Below are 17,733 nucleotides of genomic sequence, written 5' to 3' on the forward strand. Positions count from 1 at the left end.
TCCAGCGCGCGCAGCGTCACGTGCCAAGCTCGATCACAACGCTGCGCCTGCTGCTGAGCGTCGCACTCGCAAGCGCCCTGGGTCATTGCCCGCATTGCCATTGGATAAGTCCGAGACTAAACTTATGACACAGTAAGATTAATAAGCAAGCTTATTTCTTTGGAGGACGTCGGTCATCGGGGCATTCCCCAGCCTGACGCCCGGCCGGGTCAGGTCGGGAAAGTGCCCGGCAGCAAGATGCCTTTGTCCACCGTCTCGATGTGGGTGTGACCGCAAAAGGCCATGGTCAAATCCAATTCACGGTGGATGATCTGCAGTGCCTTGGTCACACCTTCTTCACCCATAGCGCCCAGGCCGTAGAGGAAAGAGCGGCCGATGTACGTGCCTTTGGCGCCCAGCGCGCGCGCCTTGAGCACGTCCTGGCCGCTGCGGATGCCGCCGTCCATATGCACCTCGATGCGCTGGCCCACGGCTTCGACGATGGCCGGCAGGGCGCGTATCGAGGACTCGGCGCCGTCGAGCTGGCGTCCGCCATGGTTGGAGACGATCAACGCGTCGGCGCCCGAGTCGACTGCCAGCCTGGCATCTTCGATATCCTGAATGCCTTTGAGAATCAGCTTGCCGCCCCAGCGTTTCTTGATCCACTCGACGTCGCCCCAGTTGAGGCCGGGGTCGAACTGTTTGGCCGTCCACTCCGACAACGAGCCCATGTTTTCGACGCCCTTGACGTGACCGACGATATTGCCGAACTGCCGGCGCGAGGTGCCGGCCATGCCCAGACACCAGCGCGGCTTGGTCATCAGGTTGAGGATGTTCGCAAGGGTCAGTTTGGGCGGCGCCGACAGGCCATTCTTGAGGTCCTTGTGGCGCTGGCCGAGGATCTGCAGGTCGAGTGTGAGCACCAGTGCCGAGCAGTTGGCGGCCTTGGCTCGGTCAATCAGGCGCTCGATGAAGCTGCGGTCCTTCATCACATACAGCTGGAACCAGAACGGGTGCTGGTCGGTGGCCTGCGCAATGTCCTCAATCGAGCAGATGCTCATGGTCGACAGCGTGAAGGGGATGCCGAATTTTTTCGCCGCGCGCGCACCAAGAATCTCGCCATCGGCATGCTGCATGCCGGTCAGCCCGGTCGGCGCAATCGCCACCGGCATGGCCACGTGCTGGCCGATCATCTGCGTGGTGGTGCTGCGGTTTTCCATGTTGACCGCGACGCGCTGGCGCAGCTTGATTTTCTGAAAATCGTCCGAATTGGCGCGGTAGGTGCTTTCAGTCCAGGAGCCGGAGTCGGCGTAGTCGTAAAACATGCGCGGTACGCGCTTCTGGGCGAGGACGCGCAGGTCTTCGATGGTGGTGATCACGGGCATGGGCTTGTCTCCTTGAAGAAGCGATGGTAACGGGCTGCCCGGTTTTCGGCGTGAATTACGCCGCGCCGCCATGAAATTATTTTGATGCGCCGGTCGCCGCCTTTGCTGCGCGAAAAAAAGCGGGCCGCAGCCCGCTTGTGGGGTCCAGCATGTCCCCGTATCAGCCGAGATTCAAAGGTACAAAAATCTTGCTGTCGCCCCGCAGGATCAGCAGCGCCACCGACTTGCCGGATTTCGCCACCATGGCGCGTACCTGCTCAATGTTGCGCACCGGTGTGCCGTTGATGGAGACCAGCACATCACCCGGCTGCACGCCGGCCTGCGCGGCGAGACCGCTGGCTTGCTGCACCAGCAGGCCGCTGCTGACGCCAGCTTCCTGCTGCTCGTCGGGTTGCAGCGGGCGCAGGGCCAGGCCCAGCTTGCCCTGGGCCGCGCTGTCTTTCGGCTCCGCAGCCCGCGAGACTTTCTGGTCGGCGCTGCCCAGGCGCGCTGTCAGTTCCTTGCTGGCACCCTGGCGCCAGACTTCGAGCTTGAGGGTGTCGCCGGGCGCTGCCAGACCAATCACCGCCGGCAGGTCGCCGGAGGAGACGATGGGCTGGCCGTTGGCCTGGCGGATCACGTCGCCTGACTGCAGACCGGCCTGGTCGGCGGGCCCGCCTTTTTCAACGCTCGAGACCAGCGCGCCCTCGGGCTTGTCGAGCTTGAAGGAGTTGGCGAAGGCCTGGTTGACCTCCTGCACCATCACGCCCAGGCGCGCATGCTCGACCTTGCCGGTGGCCACGATCTGGTTCTTGATGCGTCCCGCCACGTCGATGGGGATGGCAAAGGACACGCCCTGGTAGCCGCCGCTGCGGCTGTAGATCTGCGAGTTGATGCCCACCACCTCGCCGCGCGCATTGAACAGTGGGCCGCCGGAGTTGCCGGGGTTGATGGCCACGTCGGTCTGGATGAAGGGCACGCTGCTGTCGTCGGGCAGCGAACGGCCCTTGGCGCTGACGACGCCGGCGGTGACCGTGTTTTCAAAGCCGAAGGGCGAACCGATGGCCAGCACCCATTCGCCAACCTTGAGCTCGCTGGTTTTGCCGAGCGTGACCACCGGCAGGTTGCCGGCTTCGATTTTCAGCACCGCCACATCGGTCTTGGGGTCGGCGCCCAGCACCTTGGCGCGGAACTCGCGGCGGTCCGTCAGCTTGACGGTGACTTCCTTCGCGCCGCGGACCACATGCGCATTGGTCAGGATGATGCCGTCGGCGCTGACGATGAAGCCCGAGCCCTGGCCCCGCGTCGGCGTTTCCTGCTGCGGGCCGCCGGGCCGGCCCTGGCCTTGCTGGAAGCGCTTGAAGAGTTCGGCGAAGGGATCGCCCGAGGCGCCTTCGTCGTTATCACCCTGGGCAAACGGCGAGTCATTGCTGACCCGGGTGCTGCCGGTGACGCTGATGTTGACCACGGCCGGGCCGTAACGCTCGGTGATCTGCGAAAAGTCGGGCAGGGCGATGGATGATCCCGGCACGGCAGCAACGAGGGCTGGCGGCGCTGCCGCGATGGCTGCCGGATGCATGGTGTTGAAGGCGCTGACGCCGGCGCCGCCAATGGCGCCGGCGGCCAGCAAGGCAACAACGAGGCGGGTGTTTTTCAGTGCTGCAGATGTCATGGCGGTTTTCCTTGGGTAGGGCACACAGGGGGTGCCGGTACAGACAAGGATGGGGCAGCAGGCTTAGGTGAAGCTTAAAGAGCCCCGGGGGGCCCCAGCCCCTGCTTGTAACGAGAAAAACGGCTCGCGAGAGGAAACTCAGTTGGGTGACGGTGTCGGCGGGAAAAGCACACTGACCCGCAGCCCGCCCAGGCGTTCCGAGCGGTCCAGTTGCAGCGTCGCACCATGGCGAGCGGCGATCACCTGCACGATGGCCAGGCCCAGACCGCTGCCGGTCTCGGTTGCCGCGCCGCTGGCGCGGTAGAAGCGGTCGAAGACACGCTCGCGGTCCTCGGCCGCAATGCCTGGGCCGCTGTCTTCCACCGTCAGCACCGGCCGCCCTGGCGCCCCTTTCAGCGACACATCGACGCGGCCTGCGGCAGGCGTGTATTTGACGGCGTTGTCCAGCAGGTTGCGTAGCAGCACCCGCAGCGCTTCCGGCTCGCCATGGACGCGGGCCATGGCGGCCGGATGGTCATCCATCAGGCCCAGGTCAATCTGCTTGAGCCGGGCCTGCGGCAACACGTCGGCCACCGACAGCCTGAGCACCTCCTGCAGATCCACGCTTGCGTCGGCCGGTCCCGGACCGGCTTCTTCGCGGGCCAGCACCAGCAGTTGCTCGACCAGCCGGATGGCGCGGTCTATGCCCTGGTTCAGGCGCTGGATGCCGGCTTCGCGCTCGGCCGGTGTGTCGTCCGAGTGGCCGTTGGGGCGCAGCGCCTGCGCCTGCAGCTTGAGTGCCGTCAGTGGCGAGCGCAGCTCATGCGCCGCGTCGGCGACAAAATTCTTTTGCGCATCGAAGGCGCCGCGCACCCGGCCGAACAGCAGGTTGAGTTCATCGACCAGCGGCCGCACCTCGTCGGGCAGACCTTCGCCGGCCAACGGCGAGAAATCGTCGGCCGCGCGCTGCGCAACCTGACGCCGCGCGCGTTCCACGGGCGCCAGTGATCGATTGATGACCCACCACACGGCCAGCATCAGCAGCGGTGTCAGCAGCGCAAAAGGCAGCACGGCACGGGCCGCCAGCGCGCGGGCACGCGCGGTGCGGGCGTCCAGGTCCTGCGCAATCTGCACGGTCTGGAAAGACGTCTGCAGCGAATACACGCGGTAGTGCTTGCCATGCGCCTCCACATCAGAAAAGCCCAGCACCGCGCGCGGCGGCAGCGCCGAGCGCGTGGAGCGGAAGATCTGCGTGCCGTCCTGCCCCCAGATCTGCACATAGAGGTCGAAACCCGCGTCGTCCTCGACCTCCGGCATGAGCGCGCCCAGCGGGATGCCGCCGCGCAGCGAACGCGCCACCTGCTGCAAATGGTCGTCGAACATGGCGTCGGCCTGTTGCAGTGCGCTGCGGTAGGCGGTGGTGGCCTGCAACACGGCGCCCAGCAAAATTGCCGCGAGCACGAACCAGATCAGGCGGGCACGTAGTGAGTGCGCCCCCACGCCCGGCACTGCGTGTCCTTCGCTGCCCCCTTGGGTGGGCGATGTTGTCATTGTTTGGGCACCAGGTAGCCGAGACCGCGCACGGTCTGGATGATGTCGTTGCCGAGTTTTTTGCGCACGCCGTGAATATAAACCTCGACCGCGTTGCTGCTGACGTCGTCCTTCCAGCTAAAGAGTTTTTCTTCAAGCTGAGCGCGTGACAGCACCGTGCCCGGCCGCGCCAGCAGCGGCTCCAGCACCGCCCATTCGCGCGCCGAGAGCAGCACCGGTTGGCCGTTCAGGCTGGCTTCATGGGTGGCGGGGTTCAGGCTCACGCCCCGGTGTTCAAAAGCCGGCTCGGCCCGGCCCACACTGCGGCGTATCAGCGCGCGAATGCGCGCCAGCAGTTCGTCGGTGTCATAGGGCTTGACCACATAGTCGTCGGCGCCGGCGTCCAGGCCGGCGATGCGGTCGCCGACCGCATCCCTAGCAGTGGCCACGAGCACCGGCGTGGTGTTGCGCCGCGCGCGCAGGGCGCGCAGGACCTCAAACCCGTCGCGTTTGGGAAGGCCCAGGTCCAGCAGCACCAGGTCGTACTGCTCGCTGCGCAGGGCGGTGTCGGCCATGGCGCCGTCGCGCACCCAGTCCACGGCATAGTGCGCGGCCCGCAGCACCGCCAGCACCGCCTCGCCGATCATGGCGTCGTCTTCAACCAGCAGTAGTCGCATTGTTTGTCCTTACAACCAGCCAGTATGCGTCCGGCCTGCTTATGCCAGGCTTAAAGCCGCTGCGACTGATCAGCCCAGCCGCGCCCGATGCCGCGCAATCTGGGCCCGCACCTGCGCCGGTGCGGTGCCGCCCAGGGTGTTGCGGGCGTTCAGCGAGCCACGCAGGCTCAGCACATCGTACACGTCTTTTTCGATCTTCGGGTTGAACTGCTGCAGCACGGCCAGCGGCAGCTCGGACAAATCCACCGCGTGTGAAATCGCCGCCTTGACCGCATGGGCCACGGCCTCGTGCGCGTCGCGGAAGGGCAGGCCTTTTTTGACCATGTAGTCGGCCAGGTCGGTGGCGGTGGCGTAACCCTTGAGCGCGGCGCGCTCCATGGCTTCGGGTTTGACGGTGATGCCGCCCACCATCTCGGCAAAGATGCGCAGCGTATCCTTCAGCGTGTCCACGGTGTCAAACAGCGGTTCCTTGTCTTCCTGGTTGTCCTTGTTGTAGGCCAGCGGCTGGCCCTTCATCAGGGTGATCAGGCCCATCAGGTGGCCAACCACCCGACCGGTCTTGCCACGTGCGAGTTCGGGCACGTCCGGGTTTTTCTTCTGCGGCATGATGGACGAGCCCGTGCAAAAGCGGTCGGCGATGTCGATGAAGCCAAAGCTCTGGCTCATCCACAGCACCAGCTCTTCGCTCAGGCGGCTGATGTGGATCATGGCCAGTGCGGCGGCGGCCGTGAATTCAATCGCAAAATCGCGGTCGCTGACCGCGTCCAGGCTGTTCTGGCAGACCTGTGGCTGGCCTTGGGCATCGACCATGCCCAGTGTTCTGGCAACACGTTCGCGGTCCAGCGGGTAGCTGGTGCCGGCCAGCGCAGCGGCACCCAGCGGCAGGCGGTTCACGCGTTTGCGCACGTCTTGCAGGCGCTCGGCATCGCGCGAAAACATCTCGACATAAGCCAGCATGTGGTGACCAAAGCTGACCGGTTGCGCCACTTGCAGGTGGGTGAAGCCGGGCAGGATCACCTCGACATTTTTTTCGGCGATATTGACCAACGCTTTTTGCAGGTCGGTCAGCAGCGCGGCTATCAGGTCGATCTCGCCGCGCAGCCACAGGCGCACGTCGGTGGCGACCTGGTCGTTTCTAGAGCGGCCGGTGTGCAGGCGCTTGCCGGCGTCCCCCACTAGCTGGGTCAGGCGCGCCTCGATATTCAGGTGCACGTCTTCCAGGTCCAGCTTCCAGTCAAAGGCGCCGGACTCTATCTCGGCGCTGATCTGGGTCAGCCCCTGCTGGAGGGCGGCATGGTCGACCGCCCCCAGGATTTTTTGCGCGGCCAGCATCTCGGCGTGGGCCAACGAGCCGGCGATGTCGGCCTGCCACAGGCGCTTGTCAAAAAATACGCTGGCGGTGTAACGCTTGACCAGATCGCTCATGGGTTCTGAGAACAGGGCGGACCAGGCTTCAGATTTTTTGTCGAGTTGACTCACGTCGGGCTTTCTTTGGGATACCGTCTGCCGGCAGCGATGGCGTGTCGCATGGACAACATTATTCAAGGAAGTACGGGTTTGACGCCGTTTGCAAGCATGCCGCCAGTGCAATACTTAGCCCCTGGATTTTATCTGCCTGCCGGAAGTCCTGAAAAGCCGGCCTTCAAGCCGCACCCGATGTCTTCTCCGCCCCCAACAGGAGCCTACTGGCAGCCCGCTTCATGAGCCTCAAGACCGACCTGTCCTCCTTTGGCGAGTCCACCATGCTGGGCGGCATCAGCCAGCCCGGCGACGAGCCTGTCCGCTTGCCGGCCCGCGTCATTGTGTTCGACGCCTGCAATGTCGGCGTGGTGCTGCGCGCCGTGCTGTTTACCGAGGCGGTGGTGGCCGTGGGCGCCATGTTCAGCGCCGGCCACTTTGTGGAGTGGCTGTTGCGCTTTTCGCTGCTGACCGGCGGTGTGCTGCCGGCCACGCTGGTCTGGCTGATTGTGGCCTGCTTGCTCAAGCGCTACCTCGCGCGTCTGGGCACGCCCTTGCAGTGGACGGCCGGTATCGCCATGGGCGCGCTGGCGGGGCTGTACGGCTGCGGCCTGCTGGCCATGATGGGCTTGCTGGAGCGCGCCCCCTGGGCCGCCAGCGCGGCTGCCGGCGCGCTGCTGTCGTCGGTGCTGGTCGCCGGGCTGGTCTGGCGCACCAAGGCCCGCACGCCCGCAGCCACTGCGGCGCGGCTGGCCGAACTGCAGTCACGTATCCGGCCACACTTCCTGTTCAACACGCTCAACAGCGCCATTGCGCTGGTGCGGGCCGAACCGGCCAAGGCCGAGTCGGTACTGGAAGACCTGAGCGAGCTGTTTCGCCACGCGCTGGCCGACGCCACCGAATCGGTCACGCTGGGGCAAGAGATTGAACTGGCACAGCGTTACCTGGCGATCGAGCAAATCCGGTTCGGTGAGCGCCTGCAGGTGCAGTGGAACCTGGACCCCGAAGCGGACCCTGCCAAACTGCCGCCGCTGTTGCTGCAGCCGCTGGTGGAAAACGCGGTGCGCCACGGCGTGGAGCCCAGCGCCGTTGGCGCACAGGTGAAAATATCGACGGTACGGCGCGGTAGCATGGTGGTGATCAAGGTCACCAACTCAACACCGGCCGGCGTCGGCGAACGCGGCCACGGGCTGGCGCTGGCCAATGTGCGCGAGCGCCTGGCGCTGCTGCACGATGTGCAGGCGCAGTTCAAGACCGTGTTCCGGGACGGCATGTTTCAGGTGAGGCTGGAGATTCCGCTATGACAACAACCCTCAGGGTATTGATCGTGGACGACGAGGCATTGGCGCGGTCGCGCCTGCGCACCTTGCTGGGCGACTGCACGGCGCCGGCCGCCAGCGTAGCGGCCGAGGCGGCGCACGCGGTGCAGGCCATGGACGCGCTGCGCCGTGAGGTGTTCGACGTGGTGCTGCTCGACATTCGCATGCCCGGCGCCGACGGCATCACGCTGGCCCAGACCATTGCCCAACTACCGCAGCCGCCGGCGGTGGTGTTTGTCACGGCGCATTCCGAACACGCGGTGCAGGCTTTCGAGATCGAGGCCGTGGACTACCTGACCAAACCCGTGCGGCTTGAGCGCTTGCAACAGGCGCTACAAAAAGTAGAGCGTCTTGTGCATGCTGGCAAAGGGCTAGAGGCCGATTTGACCGAAGAATGCCTGATCATCCAGGACCGCGGTCGGACCGAGCGGGTGCCGCTGGCCGAGGTGCTTTACCTCAAGGCCGAGCTCAAATACATCACGGTGCGGACAGCCGCCAAAAGCTACATCCTCGACGGCAGCCTCAACGAGCTGGAAGAGCGTTATCCGCAGTTCATGCGCATCCACCGCAATGCGCTGGTAGCGAGGCGTGCTGTGCGCGCGCTCGAAAAACACTTTGACCCGGAAGAAGGCGATGGTTGGGCGGTGCGGCTCAATGGCATCGGCGAGTTGCTGGCGGTGTCGCGGCGCCAGCTCGGCACGGTGCGTGAAGCCATCGCGGGTTGATGCCGCAGTTCACGCTTGCTGCCGCTACCGGTGCGCGGGTTGCCAGCCGGTAGCTTCCCGCGCAGGCGTCCTACAGGGGCAGCCAGTTTCTGCTGGTGAAATGAGCGCTCCAAGATAAATGCGGCCGTGGCTATTGAGAGTTCAACTTTGATCTCAGTCGGAACGCTCAATCCCTCACCCCGTCTCTCTCCCAAAGGGCGAGAGGTGAGAGCAGTCCAATTGATTGCTGTGTATTTGAAAAAGATCAATTGCCCGGACCGACGAGGAGAACAACAATGAATGTAGAACACGCGCCAGATCCGCTGCCAGCTGCGGCCGAGATCACGACTTTCCCCGAGCCGGAACGCCTGCTGCTGCACATGCCGGTGGACATCCGCAATGTGTCGCTGATGGTGCTGGCGGGGCTGGGCTTGCTGTTTGTGCTGCACTGGGCCAAGGCAGTCTTCATCCCTGTGATGCTGAGCATTCTTTTCAGCTACGCGTTTTCTCCTGTCGTCAATTGGCTGGAGACGAGACGTGTGCCGCGTTGGCTGGGCGCGGCGGTGGTCCTGCTGTCGATTCTCGGCGCCATGGGCGCCACGGCCTATTCACTCAGCGACGAGGCGGTGGCGATGGTTGAGTCGCTGCCCGTGGCGGCGCAAAAATTCCGCAATGCCCTCAAGCGCAGCAGCGGAAAATCCACCAGCACACTGGATACTGTGCAAAAGGCGGCGACGCAGATCGAGCAGGCAGCTCAAGAGGGCGCGGCGCCTGGCGCCACCCGAGGTGTGACCCGTGTGGTGGTTGAGAGGGCCAGCTTCAACGTCAAAGACTATCTGTGGAGCGGCACCATTGGCCTGATAGCCCTGGTTGGCCAGACCACCGTGGTGATCTTCCTGACCTACTTTCTCATGCTGTCGGGCGACACCTTTCGCCGCAAGATGCTCAAGCTGGCCGGCCCCAACCTGAGCGACAAAAAGATTACGCTGCAGGCCCTGCATGAAATCACCGGACAGATCCAGCGTTACCTGCAGGTGCAGTTGCTGACCAGCGCGCTGGTCGGCGTGCTGACCTGGCTGGCCCTGTGGGCCATCGGACTGGACAATGCGGCGGTCTGGGGCATTGCTGCCGGCGTTCTTAACCTCGTGCCCTATGTGGGCTCCCTGATCACGGCGGTGGCCTCCGCGCTGGTGGGTTTTCTACAGTTCGGCTCGCTCAACATGGCGGTGCTGGTGGGCGGCGCCTCGCTCGTGATCCACACCATCGTTGGCAACATCATCACGCCCTGGCTGACCAGCCGCGCCAGCCGACTCAGCCCCGTGGCGGTGTTTGTGGCGTTGCTGGCCTGGGGCTGGCTCTGGGGAGTGTGGGGACTGCTGCTGGGCATCCCGATCATGATGATGGTCAAGTCGGTCTGTGACCGGGTGGACGACCTGAAACCGGTGGGTGAATTTCTTGGGTCTTAGGATGCGGCCCCGGCGTTCACTCATGGCGTACAGCGCTCTGGCGCGGAGTGAATTTTGGCTTTCTTACACACGCGGAAATGCCTCTGCGGGACCCGACCCATCCATTTCAAAGTTACACTTGCCAAATAATGTGCCGCTTGTTCGTCCTGTTCGTTTGCGCGTACTTTTTCATGTCTGGCGGGCAGATGGGGTCTCTGCACACCTTGAGCGCGACCCAAACCAATGTCGGTACCCCTCAGGCTGTCGCGATGGAACAATTTGACGGTGACGGAGCTTGGTGGCACCACAGCCGCAGTTTATGACCCTCTTGATCTCGCGGGGCCGCCAAGGCCGTTGCTTGAGGGGCCACGTCACCCCCACGACTTTCCAGTTTTCTACTCTGAACGCTGGCGCGGGCTTTCCGCTTCTTCATCCTCGTTCCCCATCCAGCGCGATTTTCCGCTCGCCGTAATCCTGCTGACAGAACTACACCTATGGACCTCCTTCTCGACCCCAATATCTGGATAGCCTTCGCGATGCTCACTGCCCTGGAGATCGTGCTGGGCATCGACAACATCATCTTCATCTCCATTTTGGTGGGTCGGCTGCCGCCTGAACATCGTGACAAGGCGCGGCGCCTCGGCCTCGGTTTCGCGATGGTTTCCCGATTGTTGCTTCTGTTTACGCTGAGCTGGGTGATAGGTCTGACGGCCGATCTTTTCAGTGTTGCCGGCCAGGGCATCAGCGGTCGCGACCTGGTGTTGCTGCTGGGCGGGCTGTTCCTTCTCTACAAGGCCACGCATGAAATTTTCCTGGAGGTCGAAGCGCGTGAGAGCAGAGCCATGCCCCGGTGGCCGATGCAGCCGAGATCAGGGCGGCTGGTAAAAAAATGTTCTGAATGGTGATCGGCCAGATTGCAGTGATCGACATTGTTTTCTCTCTCGATTCGGTGATCACCGCAGTGGGCATGGTCGATGAGATCAGCGTGATGGTTGCCGCTGTTGTCACCTCCGTCGGTGTGATGCTTGTTGCAGCCAAGCCAATTGGCAATTTTGTTGATCGTCATCCTTCGGTCAAAGTGCTCGCTCTGGTCTTTCTCGTCATGATCGGCATGGCACTGACTGCAGAAGCGTTTGATCAGGCTGTGCCCAAAGGTTACATCTACGCGGCCATGGCCTTTTCGCTGGCTGTGGAAGCACTGAATATCCGGGCACGCGGCAAGCGGCGGGCTGCGGAAAAAGGACAGCCATGAACAGCCGCCTTCAACCAGATCGCCCCCCGGGTTGCGCCCTGCCGGACATTCGTTTTTGCCACCTGGCACGCCAAAAAATTCTCATGAATCAAAATCTCCACGCCTTTCCCGCCGGCGCTGTTGAGCAGGCCGTGTTTGTTGAGCGCAACCGGGTGTTGCGCAACACGTATGGACGGCTGGCCCCGTCCATGGTTTCCACCGTGTTGGGGGCCTGGGCAGGCATAGCCACGGGCAGTGATGGACAAGCTTGCAGCATCTTTGCCTTCTAAATCTGTACCGGGCTTGCTCGCGGGTAGTTGGCGCAAAGTCCTGCTCGTCAACGCCTTGCTCCTGGCAACAGCCTGTTCGGACGGCTATCCGGGGGGCGAGGCACGGGTGCTGAGTTCGTCAGAAATGAACGTGGATCAGCTCGTCACTGCGATGAACGTGCTTGGCGAAAAACCCCACCTTCCGTCCCGCTGGCGCTACGCCCTGGAGCCAGGATGTGTTCTGGAGGTGAGAAAGCGGCGTTCTGGAATGAGCCGTCAGACAATCGCTGTTAGCCTGTATGAGGCCGACGTTTCGATGAAACAGGGAATTGCCGATCAGGCCTTTGACATCCAGTTGGAGCCGGCAGAAAAATCATTGACCGTCACGGTGCCCGTACTCAAGGGCGGAAAGTGGGCTGACGCCGTCCACATGCGGTCATTGTTGATACATTTGCAGCGTAGCTGCGACACCACAGTCAGTCCCTGATCGAAGACGTTGAATTTCCCAGATCTCACCGGTTTGTTTGCAAGTCGCTGGCACGGCCACGTACCCCTGCCCGTGCTGTTCTGGCGCGATATGCTGTTGGTCGGCAGTTGCGTCAATCTTGCTGCGGGCTTTGTGGTCCTGATGCTGATCGCCAAAGGCGTGGCTTTGAGCCTTGCGGTCGCGATGCACTTCCTGCTTTTTCCCTACAACCTGTTCCTGACCATGGCCGTTTGGCGTTCGCCCGAGGGGACGAGGGTCACAAAGTCGGTCGCTGTGCTCTGGCTTGTGTTTTTTACCCTGGTTTGAGGCCTGCCGGTGCCCGGCCCGCGGGCCCGGCAGAGTTGCGTGTCCCGGCTGCCGACGGGCCAACTCCCCAGCCTGCCTCTGGCGATATTCAGTAATGAAATCGGGCTCCAGCCCATAACTGGCGGGCGCAAGCAGCTATAGATTTAATAGCGTGGTCAGCGCGAGACGGCTGGGCCGTGAGCCTGCCAATTGATGGGCAGGTTCAGACGACCATGGGCGTTGCCGCGCCGTCCATGGTCACGACGGCGCCCGTGACATAACTGGCGCAAGGCGACGCCAGAAAAAGCACAACATTTGCAATTTCTTCGGGCTGCGCCAATCGCCCCAGCGGTACCTTCTGGGTGGCGCGTTTCAAGGCCTCTTCGACACTGATCTGGTCCAGCCTGGCGGCAGCCTCCAACCCGGTCCGCAGCCTGCCGGTCATGGTTGTGCCGGGGTTGACCGCGTTGATACGCACGCCCTGCGGGCCATAGGCAGCGGCCAGGCCCGCGCTGATCAGCATCAATGCGGCATTGGCCGCGCCGCCCGGCAGGTGAATCGGGCTGGCCACCTTTCCCCCGGCCCCCACCACGTTGACGATGGCGCCGTTGCCGCGTTGCGCCATTTTCTTGATCACCAGGTCAATCATGTGGATGTAGGTGAAAAATTTGGCGTTCATCGCCTCGTGCCAGGCTTGTGCACTGAGCTCGTCAGGCGGCGTGCGGCGCGCGGCGCCGGCACAGTTGATAAGCACATCGACCTCGCCATGGAACTGCTCCGCCTTGGCCAGGGCCTGTTGGGCTTGTTCTGGGGATTGAAGATCGGCAGCAATCAAACCGACCTGGTTTTTAGCGTCGGGAAACTCATGCAGCAGTTGCCGCAGGGCCTCATCCAGGTGGGACTGGTTTCGGGAGACCAGGCTGAGCCGCGCACCCTCCCGCAAAAAACCTTGCGCACAAGCCAGGCCGATGCCTTTGCTGCCGCCGGTGATCAGAACGTGCCGCTGCCCGAGTTGCAAATCCATGAGTCAGCCTTGGTTTTGGGGCGGGCGCTTATTCGACACGGATGCCGGCGGCTTTGACCACCTGACCGTACCGGGCCAGATCGCGCTTGATTTCGTCGCCAAACTGGTTGGCGCTTCCGGGCATGGCTTCGATCCCCATCAAGCGCAGTTTTTCGCGGACAGGGGGGTCATTGAGCACGGCATTGAGCTCGGTGTTCAGTTTTTCAACAACGGCCAGCGGCGTCTTTGCAGGTGCCAAAACGCCCACCCACGAATTGACGACAAAGTCGGAAATGCCGCTTTCAATGAAGGTGGGCACCTCCGGTAGTGCCGAGGTGCGCTGCGCGCTGGAAACCGCAATCGCGCGGAGCTTGCCCGATTTGACATGCCCGTGGGCGCCCGCCACGGCGGTGTAGACCAGCGGAATGGTTCCGCCAAGCACATCGATCATGGCCTGGCCACCCCCTTTGTAGGGGATATGCGTCAGGTTGGCGCTGGTTCGGACTTTGAGCAGTTCTCCTGCGAGATGCGGAGTGCCGCCTGTGCCTGAGGTGCCAAAGGCAAGCCCACCCGCCTGAGACTTGGACAGTGCGATCACGTCCTGCAGATTTTTGACCGGAACATCGGGGTTGGCCACCAGAATCAAGGTGGCATCGCCGATTTTTCCAACCGGTGCAAAGTCCGCGACGGTGTCAAAAGGTGTCTTTGCAAACACATGGGGATTGATGACCATGGTGCCGTCGAAGCCCAGCACCAATGTGTAGCCGTCCGCAGCGGCCGCCTTGACCAGGCTGGTTCCAATATTGCCCGAGGCGCCGGGCTTGTTGTCCACGATGATTTGCTGGCCCAGCCTTTTGCCAAGGTGTTCGGCGATCAACCGGCCGCTGGTGTCCGTCACGCCGCCTGGCGTGAAGGGAACCACCAAGCGAATCGGTTTGTTTGGCCAGGCATCCTGCGCGTTTGCGCTAGCCAGCAGGCCGCCCGCCGCGCTGAGCAGCGCCAGCCCGCTCAAAGAAAGTAGCCGCCTGCGGGTGTTGTTGAAAATAGTCGATGGCTTGCTCATTTTGTCTCCTCGATGGGGGTGGTGGGTGATTTGTCAGTCGGCATCCGCGTAGCGTTTTTCAAACTCCCAGACTGCCTCGAAGCCCATGAGTGTCGTGAGGTTTGAAAAAGGCATCAAAGGCAGCGAGACGGCCGCAGAGGAGCCGGTTTGCTTGAAGGCGTCATACACGGTTCGCATGGCCTCAGCCGCTGCGAGCAAGGCAGTCACTGGGAAAATCGCGAGTTTGTAGCCGATCAATTCCAGGTCTTGCTTGCTCAGCACAGGCGTTTGTCCGCCCTCCACCATGTTGGCCAGCAAAGGCAGATCAAAAGCACGTCCGATGCGCTGCATTTCTTCGCGCGTCTCCGGTGATTCGATAAACAAAATATCGGCCCCGGCGCGGGCATAAGCTTCTGCCCGCCGCAGCGCTTCGTCCAGACCCAGGGCGCTGCGTGCGTCGGTTCGGGCGATGATCAAAAAATCACTGGAATGCCGCGCGTCGGAGGCGACCCGGATCTTGCGCACCATGTCGGCCATGGGGATCACCCGGCGTCCGGGTGTGTGGCCGCATTTTTTAGGAAACTCCTGGTCCTCTAGCTGAATCGCGGACGCGCCGGCTTCTTCGTAGCCGCGTACCGTGTGAGCGACATTGAGCAAGCCGCCATACCCGGTGTCTCCGTCGGCGATCAGTGGGGTGGTCGCCATGGTGGCCATCATCTTGACGCGACTCACCATGTCCGAGTAGGTGGCCAAACCCGCATCGGGCAATCCCATGTGAGAGGCGACCGCACCAAACCCGGTCATGTACAGCGCATCAAAGCCAAACGTATCGGCCAGGCGCAAAGACACCATGTCGAAAACCCCCGGGGCAGTGAGTAGCCCGGGTTGTTGCAGGCGTTCGCGGAGCGTAGGGAGTCTGGCGTTCATGGCTATCTTGGGATGAGGGTATGACACCACATCCAGCAGGAGTCATGCCATCGGATTGGCAAAGCCCAGGCCTTTGATTTAAATAGAGAAAAAATTTATCCTGCAGCCAGGGTGTGTTTCATGAAACACTGTAATTTCATTTTTTGCTTCATTGAAAATACTTATGAAACATCGTTCTGCCTCGGGTTTTGTACAAAAAAATCGGCCTCGGCTGTGTTTCCTGAGTTACCAGCACATCCGTACCTTTGCCGCGCCTGTTCTTGCTGAATACAGTGATCGCGCCGACATTGAGGTGGTGGAAGGCACGTTTGACATTGCGTTGTCGATTGCCCGAGACCGCCTGGCTCGCGGCCAGGTCGATGTCTTTGTCAGCGCCGGCTCCAACGCCAGCCTTTTGCGTCAGGGTGTGCAAGCGCCAGTGGCCACCATTCAACTCAGCGGATTCGACGTTTTGCAGGCGCTGATCAGGGCGCGGGAGATCTCGGATCGCATCGGCATCGTGACTTACGGACAGGTCATTCCGGAGCTGCACTCGGCCAACAGCCTGTTGAATATCGAGATTCACCAATATGCCTACCAAACGCCCGACCAGGCGCGTCAGTGCATCCAGCAGTTGATGGCGCAGGGTATTGAGGTTGTTGTGGGCTCCAGCCTGGTGGTTGAACTTGCCGAGGCTGCCGGCTTGCGGGGCCTGCTCGCTTATTCGCTGTCCAGCATCCGGCAGGGTTTTGAAGATGCGCTGGAGCTGGCCCGCGTCGCGCGGCTGGAAGCTGGCCGTTATGAGCAATTGAACGGCGTGCTGCACAACCTGCAAGATGCCGTTCTGGCCGTTAACCTCGAAGGCCTGATCATTGCGGTTAATCCCGCGATGAAGGCCATTTTTGGAAAAGAAGATGCGTCCTTGCTGGGCCAGTCGCTGGCGCGGCTGTCACCCGATTTTTCCCTGCAAGCGACGATGCGGACAGGACGGGAAGAACGCGGTGTTGTTTTGCGCCTGGCAGGACGTGACTGGATAGCCAATCGCACGCCGATTCGCGAGCATGGGGAGGTTGTGGGTGCCGCCATCACGCTTTACGACGCGCGAACCATCCATGAGGCCGACAACAGCCTGCGAATCCAGCATCGTCAAAATCAAACCAGCCAGGGTTCAGCCCGCTACAGTTTTGCGGCCTTGACGGGCCGCAGCCCGGCTTTGCTGCGCGCGGTGCAGACTGCGCGACGGTACGCACAAACCGACCTGGGGGTGTTGATTGCCGGAGAAAGCGGGGTGGGCAAAGAGCTCTTCGCCCAAGCCATGCACAACGACAGTGCCAGGGCGCACCGGCCTTTTGTCGCGGTCAATTGCGCTGCTTTCCCCGAGAGCCTGCTCGAAAGTGAATTGTTCGGTCACGAGGAAGGTGCTTTTACCGGCTCCCGGCGCGGCGGCAAGGCAGGCCTGTTTGAAGCGGCACACACGGGCACGCTTTTTTTGGACGAAATCGGCGATATGCCGCTGACACTGCAAACGCGCTTGCTGCGTGTATTGCAAGAGCGGCAGATCACGCGCTTGGGGGCCACTGCGGCGATTCCTGTCGATGTGCGGGTGATCGCCGCGACCCATCAACCGCTGAGTGACATGGTTGCAGAACGCAGGTTTCGCCAGGACCTTTATTACCGCATCAACACCTTGCGCCTGGTGTTGCCGCCCCTGCGTGAGCGCAAGGGCGACATTGCCCTTGGCGCTGAACATTTTTTGCGGCGCTGCCTGAACCGGCTCGGCTCCGGGCTGGACGCGGTGCGCGTATTGGAGATTTTGAGGCCCTACCTGGAGGCCTACGCCTGGCCGGGCAATGTTCGTGAACTTGAAAATTTCAGCGAACGTATTGCGGTGTTTTTATTGCAGTTCCAGCGCGCGGAAGAGGTCTCTTACAAGGGGCTGGAAGTGGACTGTCCCGAGTTGTTTGAAACCTTGCCCCCGATTGTGGATCTGCCGACCCTGTCGAATTACGCCAAAGCCCATCACGCGCTTGGGCAAAACGGCGGCAACCACGGGCGGGCGGCCCGGCAACTCGGGGTCAGTCGCTCCACCTTCTGGCGCTGGTGCCGGCAGGACGAAACGGCGACGGATTGAGATTTGCGGCCAGTTTGCCCAGCGAAAAACACAGTACAAACAGCAGGCCTATAGATCCATCTGGGGCCGTCTGGACAGCGAAAAGGCCTGGGAGCCTGGGCGGCAGAAGGAACGTCGGCTGCAAAGCGGCCGCGACGGTCCATTTTTCACCGGCTTTTTGCCCCATAGCTACGGCTATGAGGCTGCAAACCCGGCAAAAACTGTCCTCGCCGGGGCCACTTCTCGCTTCGACGCCTTCTGCCGCCCAGACTC

At 62.4% G+C, this 17,733-nt stretch carries 14 protein-coding genes and 2 pseudogenes; 8 read left to right on the forward strand and 8 right to left on the reverse strand.

What is annotated here, in order from left to right; translation table 11 throughout:
• Positions 1 to 209: 209 nt before the first annotated feature.
• The 5 genes from Q8O29_RS02655 to argH all read right to left on the reverse strand — a co-directional run bounded on the left by Q8O29_RS02655 (position 210) and on the right by argH (position 6,680).
• Complete coding sequence (locus Q8O29_RS02655; RefSeq protein WP_305560512.1) at positions 210 to 1,364, reverse strand: alpha-hydroxy acid oxidase; 1,155 nt, start codon at positions 1,362 to 1,364, stop codon at positions 210 to 212.
• A 160-nt stretch (positions 1,365 to 1,524) separates the two neighbouring features.
• Complete coding sequence (locus Q8O29_RS02660) at positions 1,525 to 3,015, reverse strand: DegQ family serine endoprotease (protein ID WP_305560513.1); 1,491 nt, start codon at positions 3,013 to 3,015, stop codon at positions 1,525 to 1,527.
• A 138-nt stretch (positions 3,016 to 3,153) separates the two neighbouring features.
• Entirely contained in the window at positions 3,154 to 4,545 is a 1,392-nt protein-coding gene (locus tag Q8O29_RS02665; protein ID WP_305560514.1) for an ATP-binding protein, read from the reverse strand.
• Entirely contained in the window at positions 4,542 to 5,201 is a 660-nt protein-coding gene (locus tag Q8O29_RS02670) for a response regulator (RefSeq protein WP_305560515.1), read from the reverse strand. Before Q8O29_RS02670 ends, Q8O29_RS02665 begins: the two co-directional genes overlap by 4 nt.
• Positions 5,202 to 5,270: 69 nt before the next feature.
• Positions 5,271 to 6,680, reverse strand: a complete 1,410-nt coding sequence (gene argH, locus Q8O29_RS02675; protein ID WP_305560516.1) for an argininosuccinate lyase — start codon at positions 6,678 to 6,680, stop codon at positions 5,271 to 5,273.
• Positions 6,681 to 6,901: 221 nt separating this feature from the next.
• Here argH and Q8O29_RS02680 point away from each other — a divergent pair, with 221 nt between their 5' ends.
• The 7 genes and pseudogenes from Q8O29_RS02680 (at position 6,902) to Q8O29_RS02710 (ending at position 12,420) form a co-directional block, all read left to right on the forward strand.
• Complete coding sequence (locus tag Q8O29_RS02680) at positions 6,902 to 7,963, forward strand: sensor histidine kinase (RefSeq protein ID WP_371134133.1); 1,062 nt, start codon at positions 6,902 to 6,904, stop codon at positions 7,961 to 7,963.
• On the forward strand, positions 7,960 to 8,703 hold the full coding sequence (locus Q8O29_RS02685) for a LytTR family DNA-binding domain-containing protein (RefSeq protein ID WP_305560517.1): 744 nt from the start codon (positions 7,960 to 7,962) through the stop codon (positions 8,701 to 8,703). The genes Q8O29_RS02680 and Q8O29_RS02685 overlap by 4 nt, the downstream gene beginning before the upstream one ends.
• Positions 8,704 to 8,978: 275 nt before the next feature.
• On the forward strand, positions 8,979 to 10,148 hold the full coding sequence (locus Q8O29_RS02690) for an AI-2E family transporter (RefSeq protein ID WP_305560518.1): 1,170 nt from the start codon (positions 8,979 to 8,981) through the stop codon (positions 10,146 to 10,148).
• Between the two features lie 473 nt (positions 10,149 to 10,621).
• Positions 10,622 to 11,379, forward strand: a pseudogene (locus Q8O29_RS02695) (TerC family protein).
• An 83-nt stretch (positions 11,380 to 11,462) separates the two neighbouring features.
• Positions 11,463 to 11,612 (forward strand): annotated as a pseudogene (locus tag Q8O29_RS02700) (BAX inhibitor (BI)-1/YccA family protein); the annotation flags it as partial.
• A 4-nt stretch (positions 11,613 to 11,616) separates the two neighbouring features.
• On the forward strand, positions 11,617 to 12,114 hold the full coding sequence (locus tag Q8O29_RS02705) for a hypothetical protein (RefSeq protein ID WP_305560519.1): 498 nt from the start codon (positions 11,617 to 11,619) through the stop codon (positions 12,112 to 12,114).
• A gap of 72 nt (positions 12,115 to 12,186) precedes the next feature.
• On the forward strand, positions 12,187 to 12,420 hold the full coding sequence (locus Q8O29_RS02710; RefSeq protein ID WP_305560520.1) for a hypothetical protein: 234 nt from the start codon (positions 12,187 to 12,189) through the stop codon (positions 12,418 to 12,420).
• 202 nt (positions 12,421 to 12,622) lie between these two features.
• On the opposite strand, the gene Q8O29_RS02715 is transcribed toward Q8O29_RS02710, so the two are convergent.
• Genes Q8O29_RS02715 through Q8O29_RS02725 form a run of 3 tightly spaced genes read right to left on the reverse strand, consistent with a single transcriptional unit; the run spans position 12,623 to position 15,371 of the window.
• On the reverse strand, positions 12,623 to 13,423 hold the full coding sequence (locus Q8O29_RS02715) for an SDR family oxidoreductase (RefSeq protein ID WP_305560521.1): 801 nt from the start codon (positions 13,421 to 13,423) through the stop codon (positions 12,623 to 12,625).
• A 28-nt stretch (positions 13,424 to 13,451) separates the two neighbouring features.
• The gene (locus tag Q8O29_RS02720) at positions 13,452 to 14,465 is read right to left on the reverse strand and encodes a tripartite tricarboxylate transporter substrate binding protein (RefSeq protein ID WP_305560522.1); all 1,014 of its coding nucleotides are present in this window, start codon (positions 14,463 to 14,465) and stop codon (positions 13,452 to 13,454) included.
• 33 nt (positions 14,466 to 14,498) lie between these two features.
• The gene (locus Q8O29_RS02725) at positions 14,499 to 15,371 is read right to left on the reverse strand and encodes an oxaloacetate decarboxylase (protein WP_305560523.1); all 873 of its coding nucleotides are present in this window, start codon (positions 15,369 to 15,371) and stop codon (positions 14,499 to 14,501) included.
• A gap of 163 nt (positions 15,372 to 15,534) precedes the next feature.
• On the opposite strand from Q8O29_RS02725, the gene prpR reads away from it, so the two are divergent.
• Complete coding sequence (gene prpR / locus Q8O29_RS02730) at positions 15,535 to 17,481, forward strand: propionate catabolism operon regulatory protein PrpR (RefSeq protein WP_305560524.1); 1,947 nt, start codon at positions 15,535 to 15,537, stop codon at positions 17,479 to 17,481.
• Positions 17,482 to 17,733: the final 252 nt, after the last annotated feature.

The sequence above is a fragment of the Polaromonas sp. genome (assembly GCF_030689685.1).
In the GTDB taxonomy this organism is placed as follows: Bacteria; Pseudomonadota; Gammaproteobacteria; order Burkholderiales; family Burkholderiaceae_C; genus Polaromonas.

Coding starts and splice junctions, on each gene's coding strand:
- Q8O29_RS02685 (WP_305560517.1), top strand. CDS start 7,960: ATGACAACAACCCTCAGGGTATTGATCGTGGACGACGAGGCATTGGCG.
- Q8O29_RS02670 (WP_305560515.1), bottom strand. CDS start 5,201: ATGCGACTACTGCTGGTTGAAGACGACGCCATGATCGGCGAGGCGGTG.
- Q8O29_RS02690 (WP_305560518.1), top strand. CDS start 8,979: ATGAATGTAGAACACGCGCCAGATCCGCTGCCAGCTGCGGCCGAGATC.
- Q8O29_RS02680 (WP_371134133.1), top strand. CDS start 6,902: ATGAGCCTCAAGACCGACCTGTCCTCCTTTGGCGAGTCCACCATGCTG.
- Q8O29_RS02655 (WP_305560512.1), bottom strand. CDS start 1,364: ATGCCCGTGATCACCACCATCGAAGACCTGCGCGTCCTCGCCCAGAAG.
- Q8O29_RS02665 (WP_305560514.1), bottom strand. CDS start 4,545: ATGACAACATCGCCCACCCAAGGGGGCAGCGAAGGACACGCAGTGCCG.
- Q8O29_RS02705 (WP_305560519.1), top strand. CDS start 11,617: ATGGACAAGCTTGCAGCATCTTTGCCTTCTAAATCTGTACCGGGCTTG.
- Q8O29_RS02660 (WP_305560513.1), bottom strand. CDS start 3,015: ATGACATCTGCAGCACTGAAAAACACCCGCCTCGTTGTTGCCTTGCTG.
- Q8O29_RS02715 (WP_305560521.1), bottom strand. CDS start 13,423: ATGGATTTGCAACTCGGGCAGCGGCACGTTCTGATCACCGGCGGCAGC.
- Q8O29_RS02725 (WP_305560523.1), bottom strand. CDS start 15,371: ATGAACGCCAGACTCCCTACGCTCCGCGAACGCCTGCAACAACCCGGG.
- prpR (WP_305560524.1), top strand. CDS start 15,535: ATGAAACATCGTTCTGCCTCGGGTTTTGTACAAAAAAATCGGCCTCGG.
- Q8O29_RS02720 (WP_305560522.1), bottom strand. CDS start 14,465: ATGAGCAAGCCATCGACTATTTTCAACAACACCCGCAGGCGGCTACTT.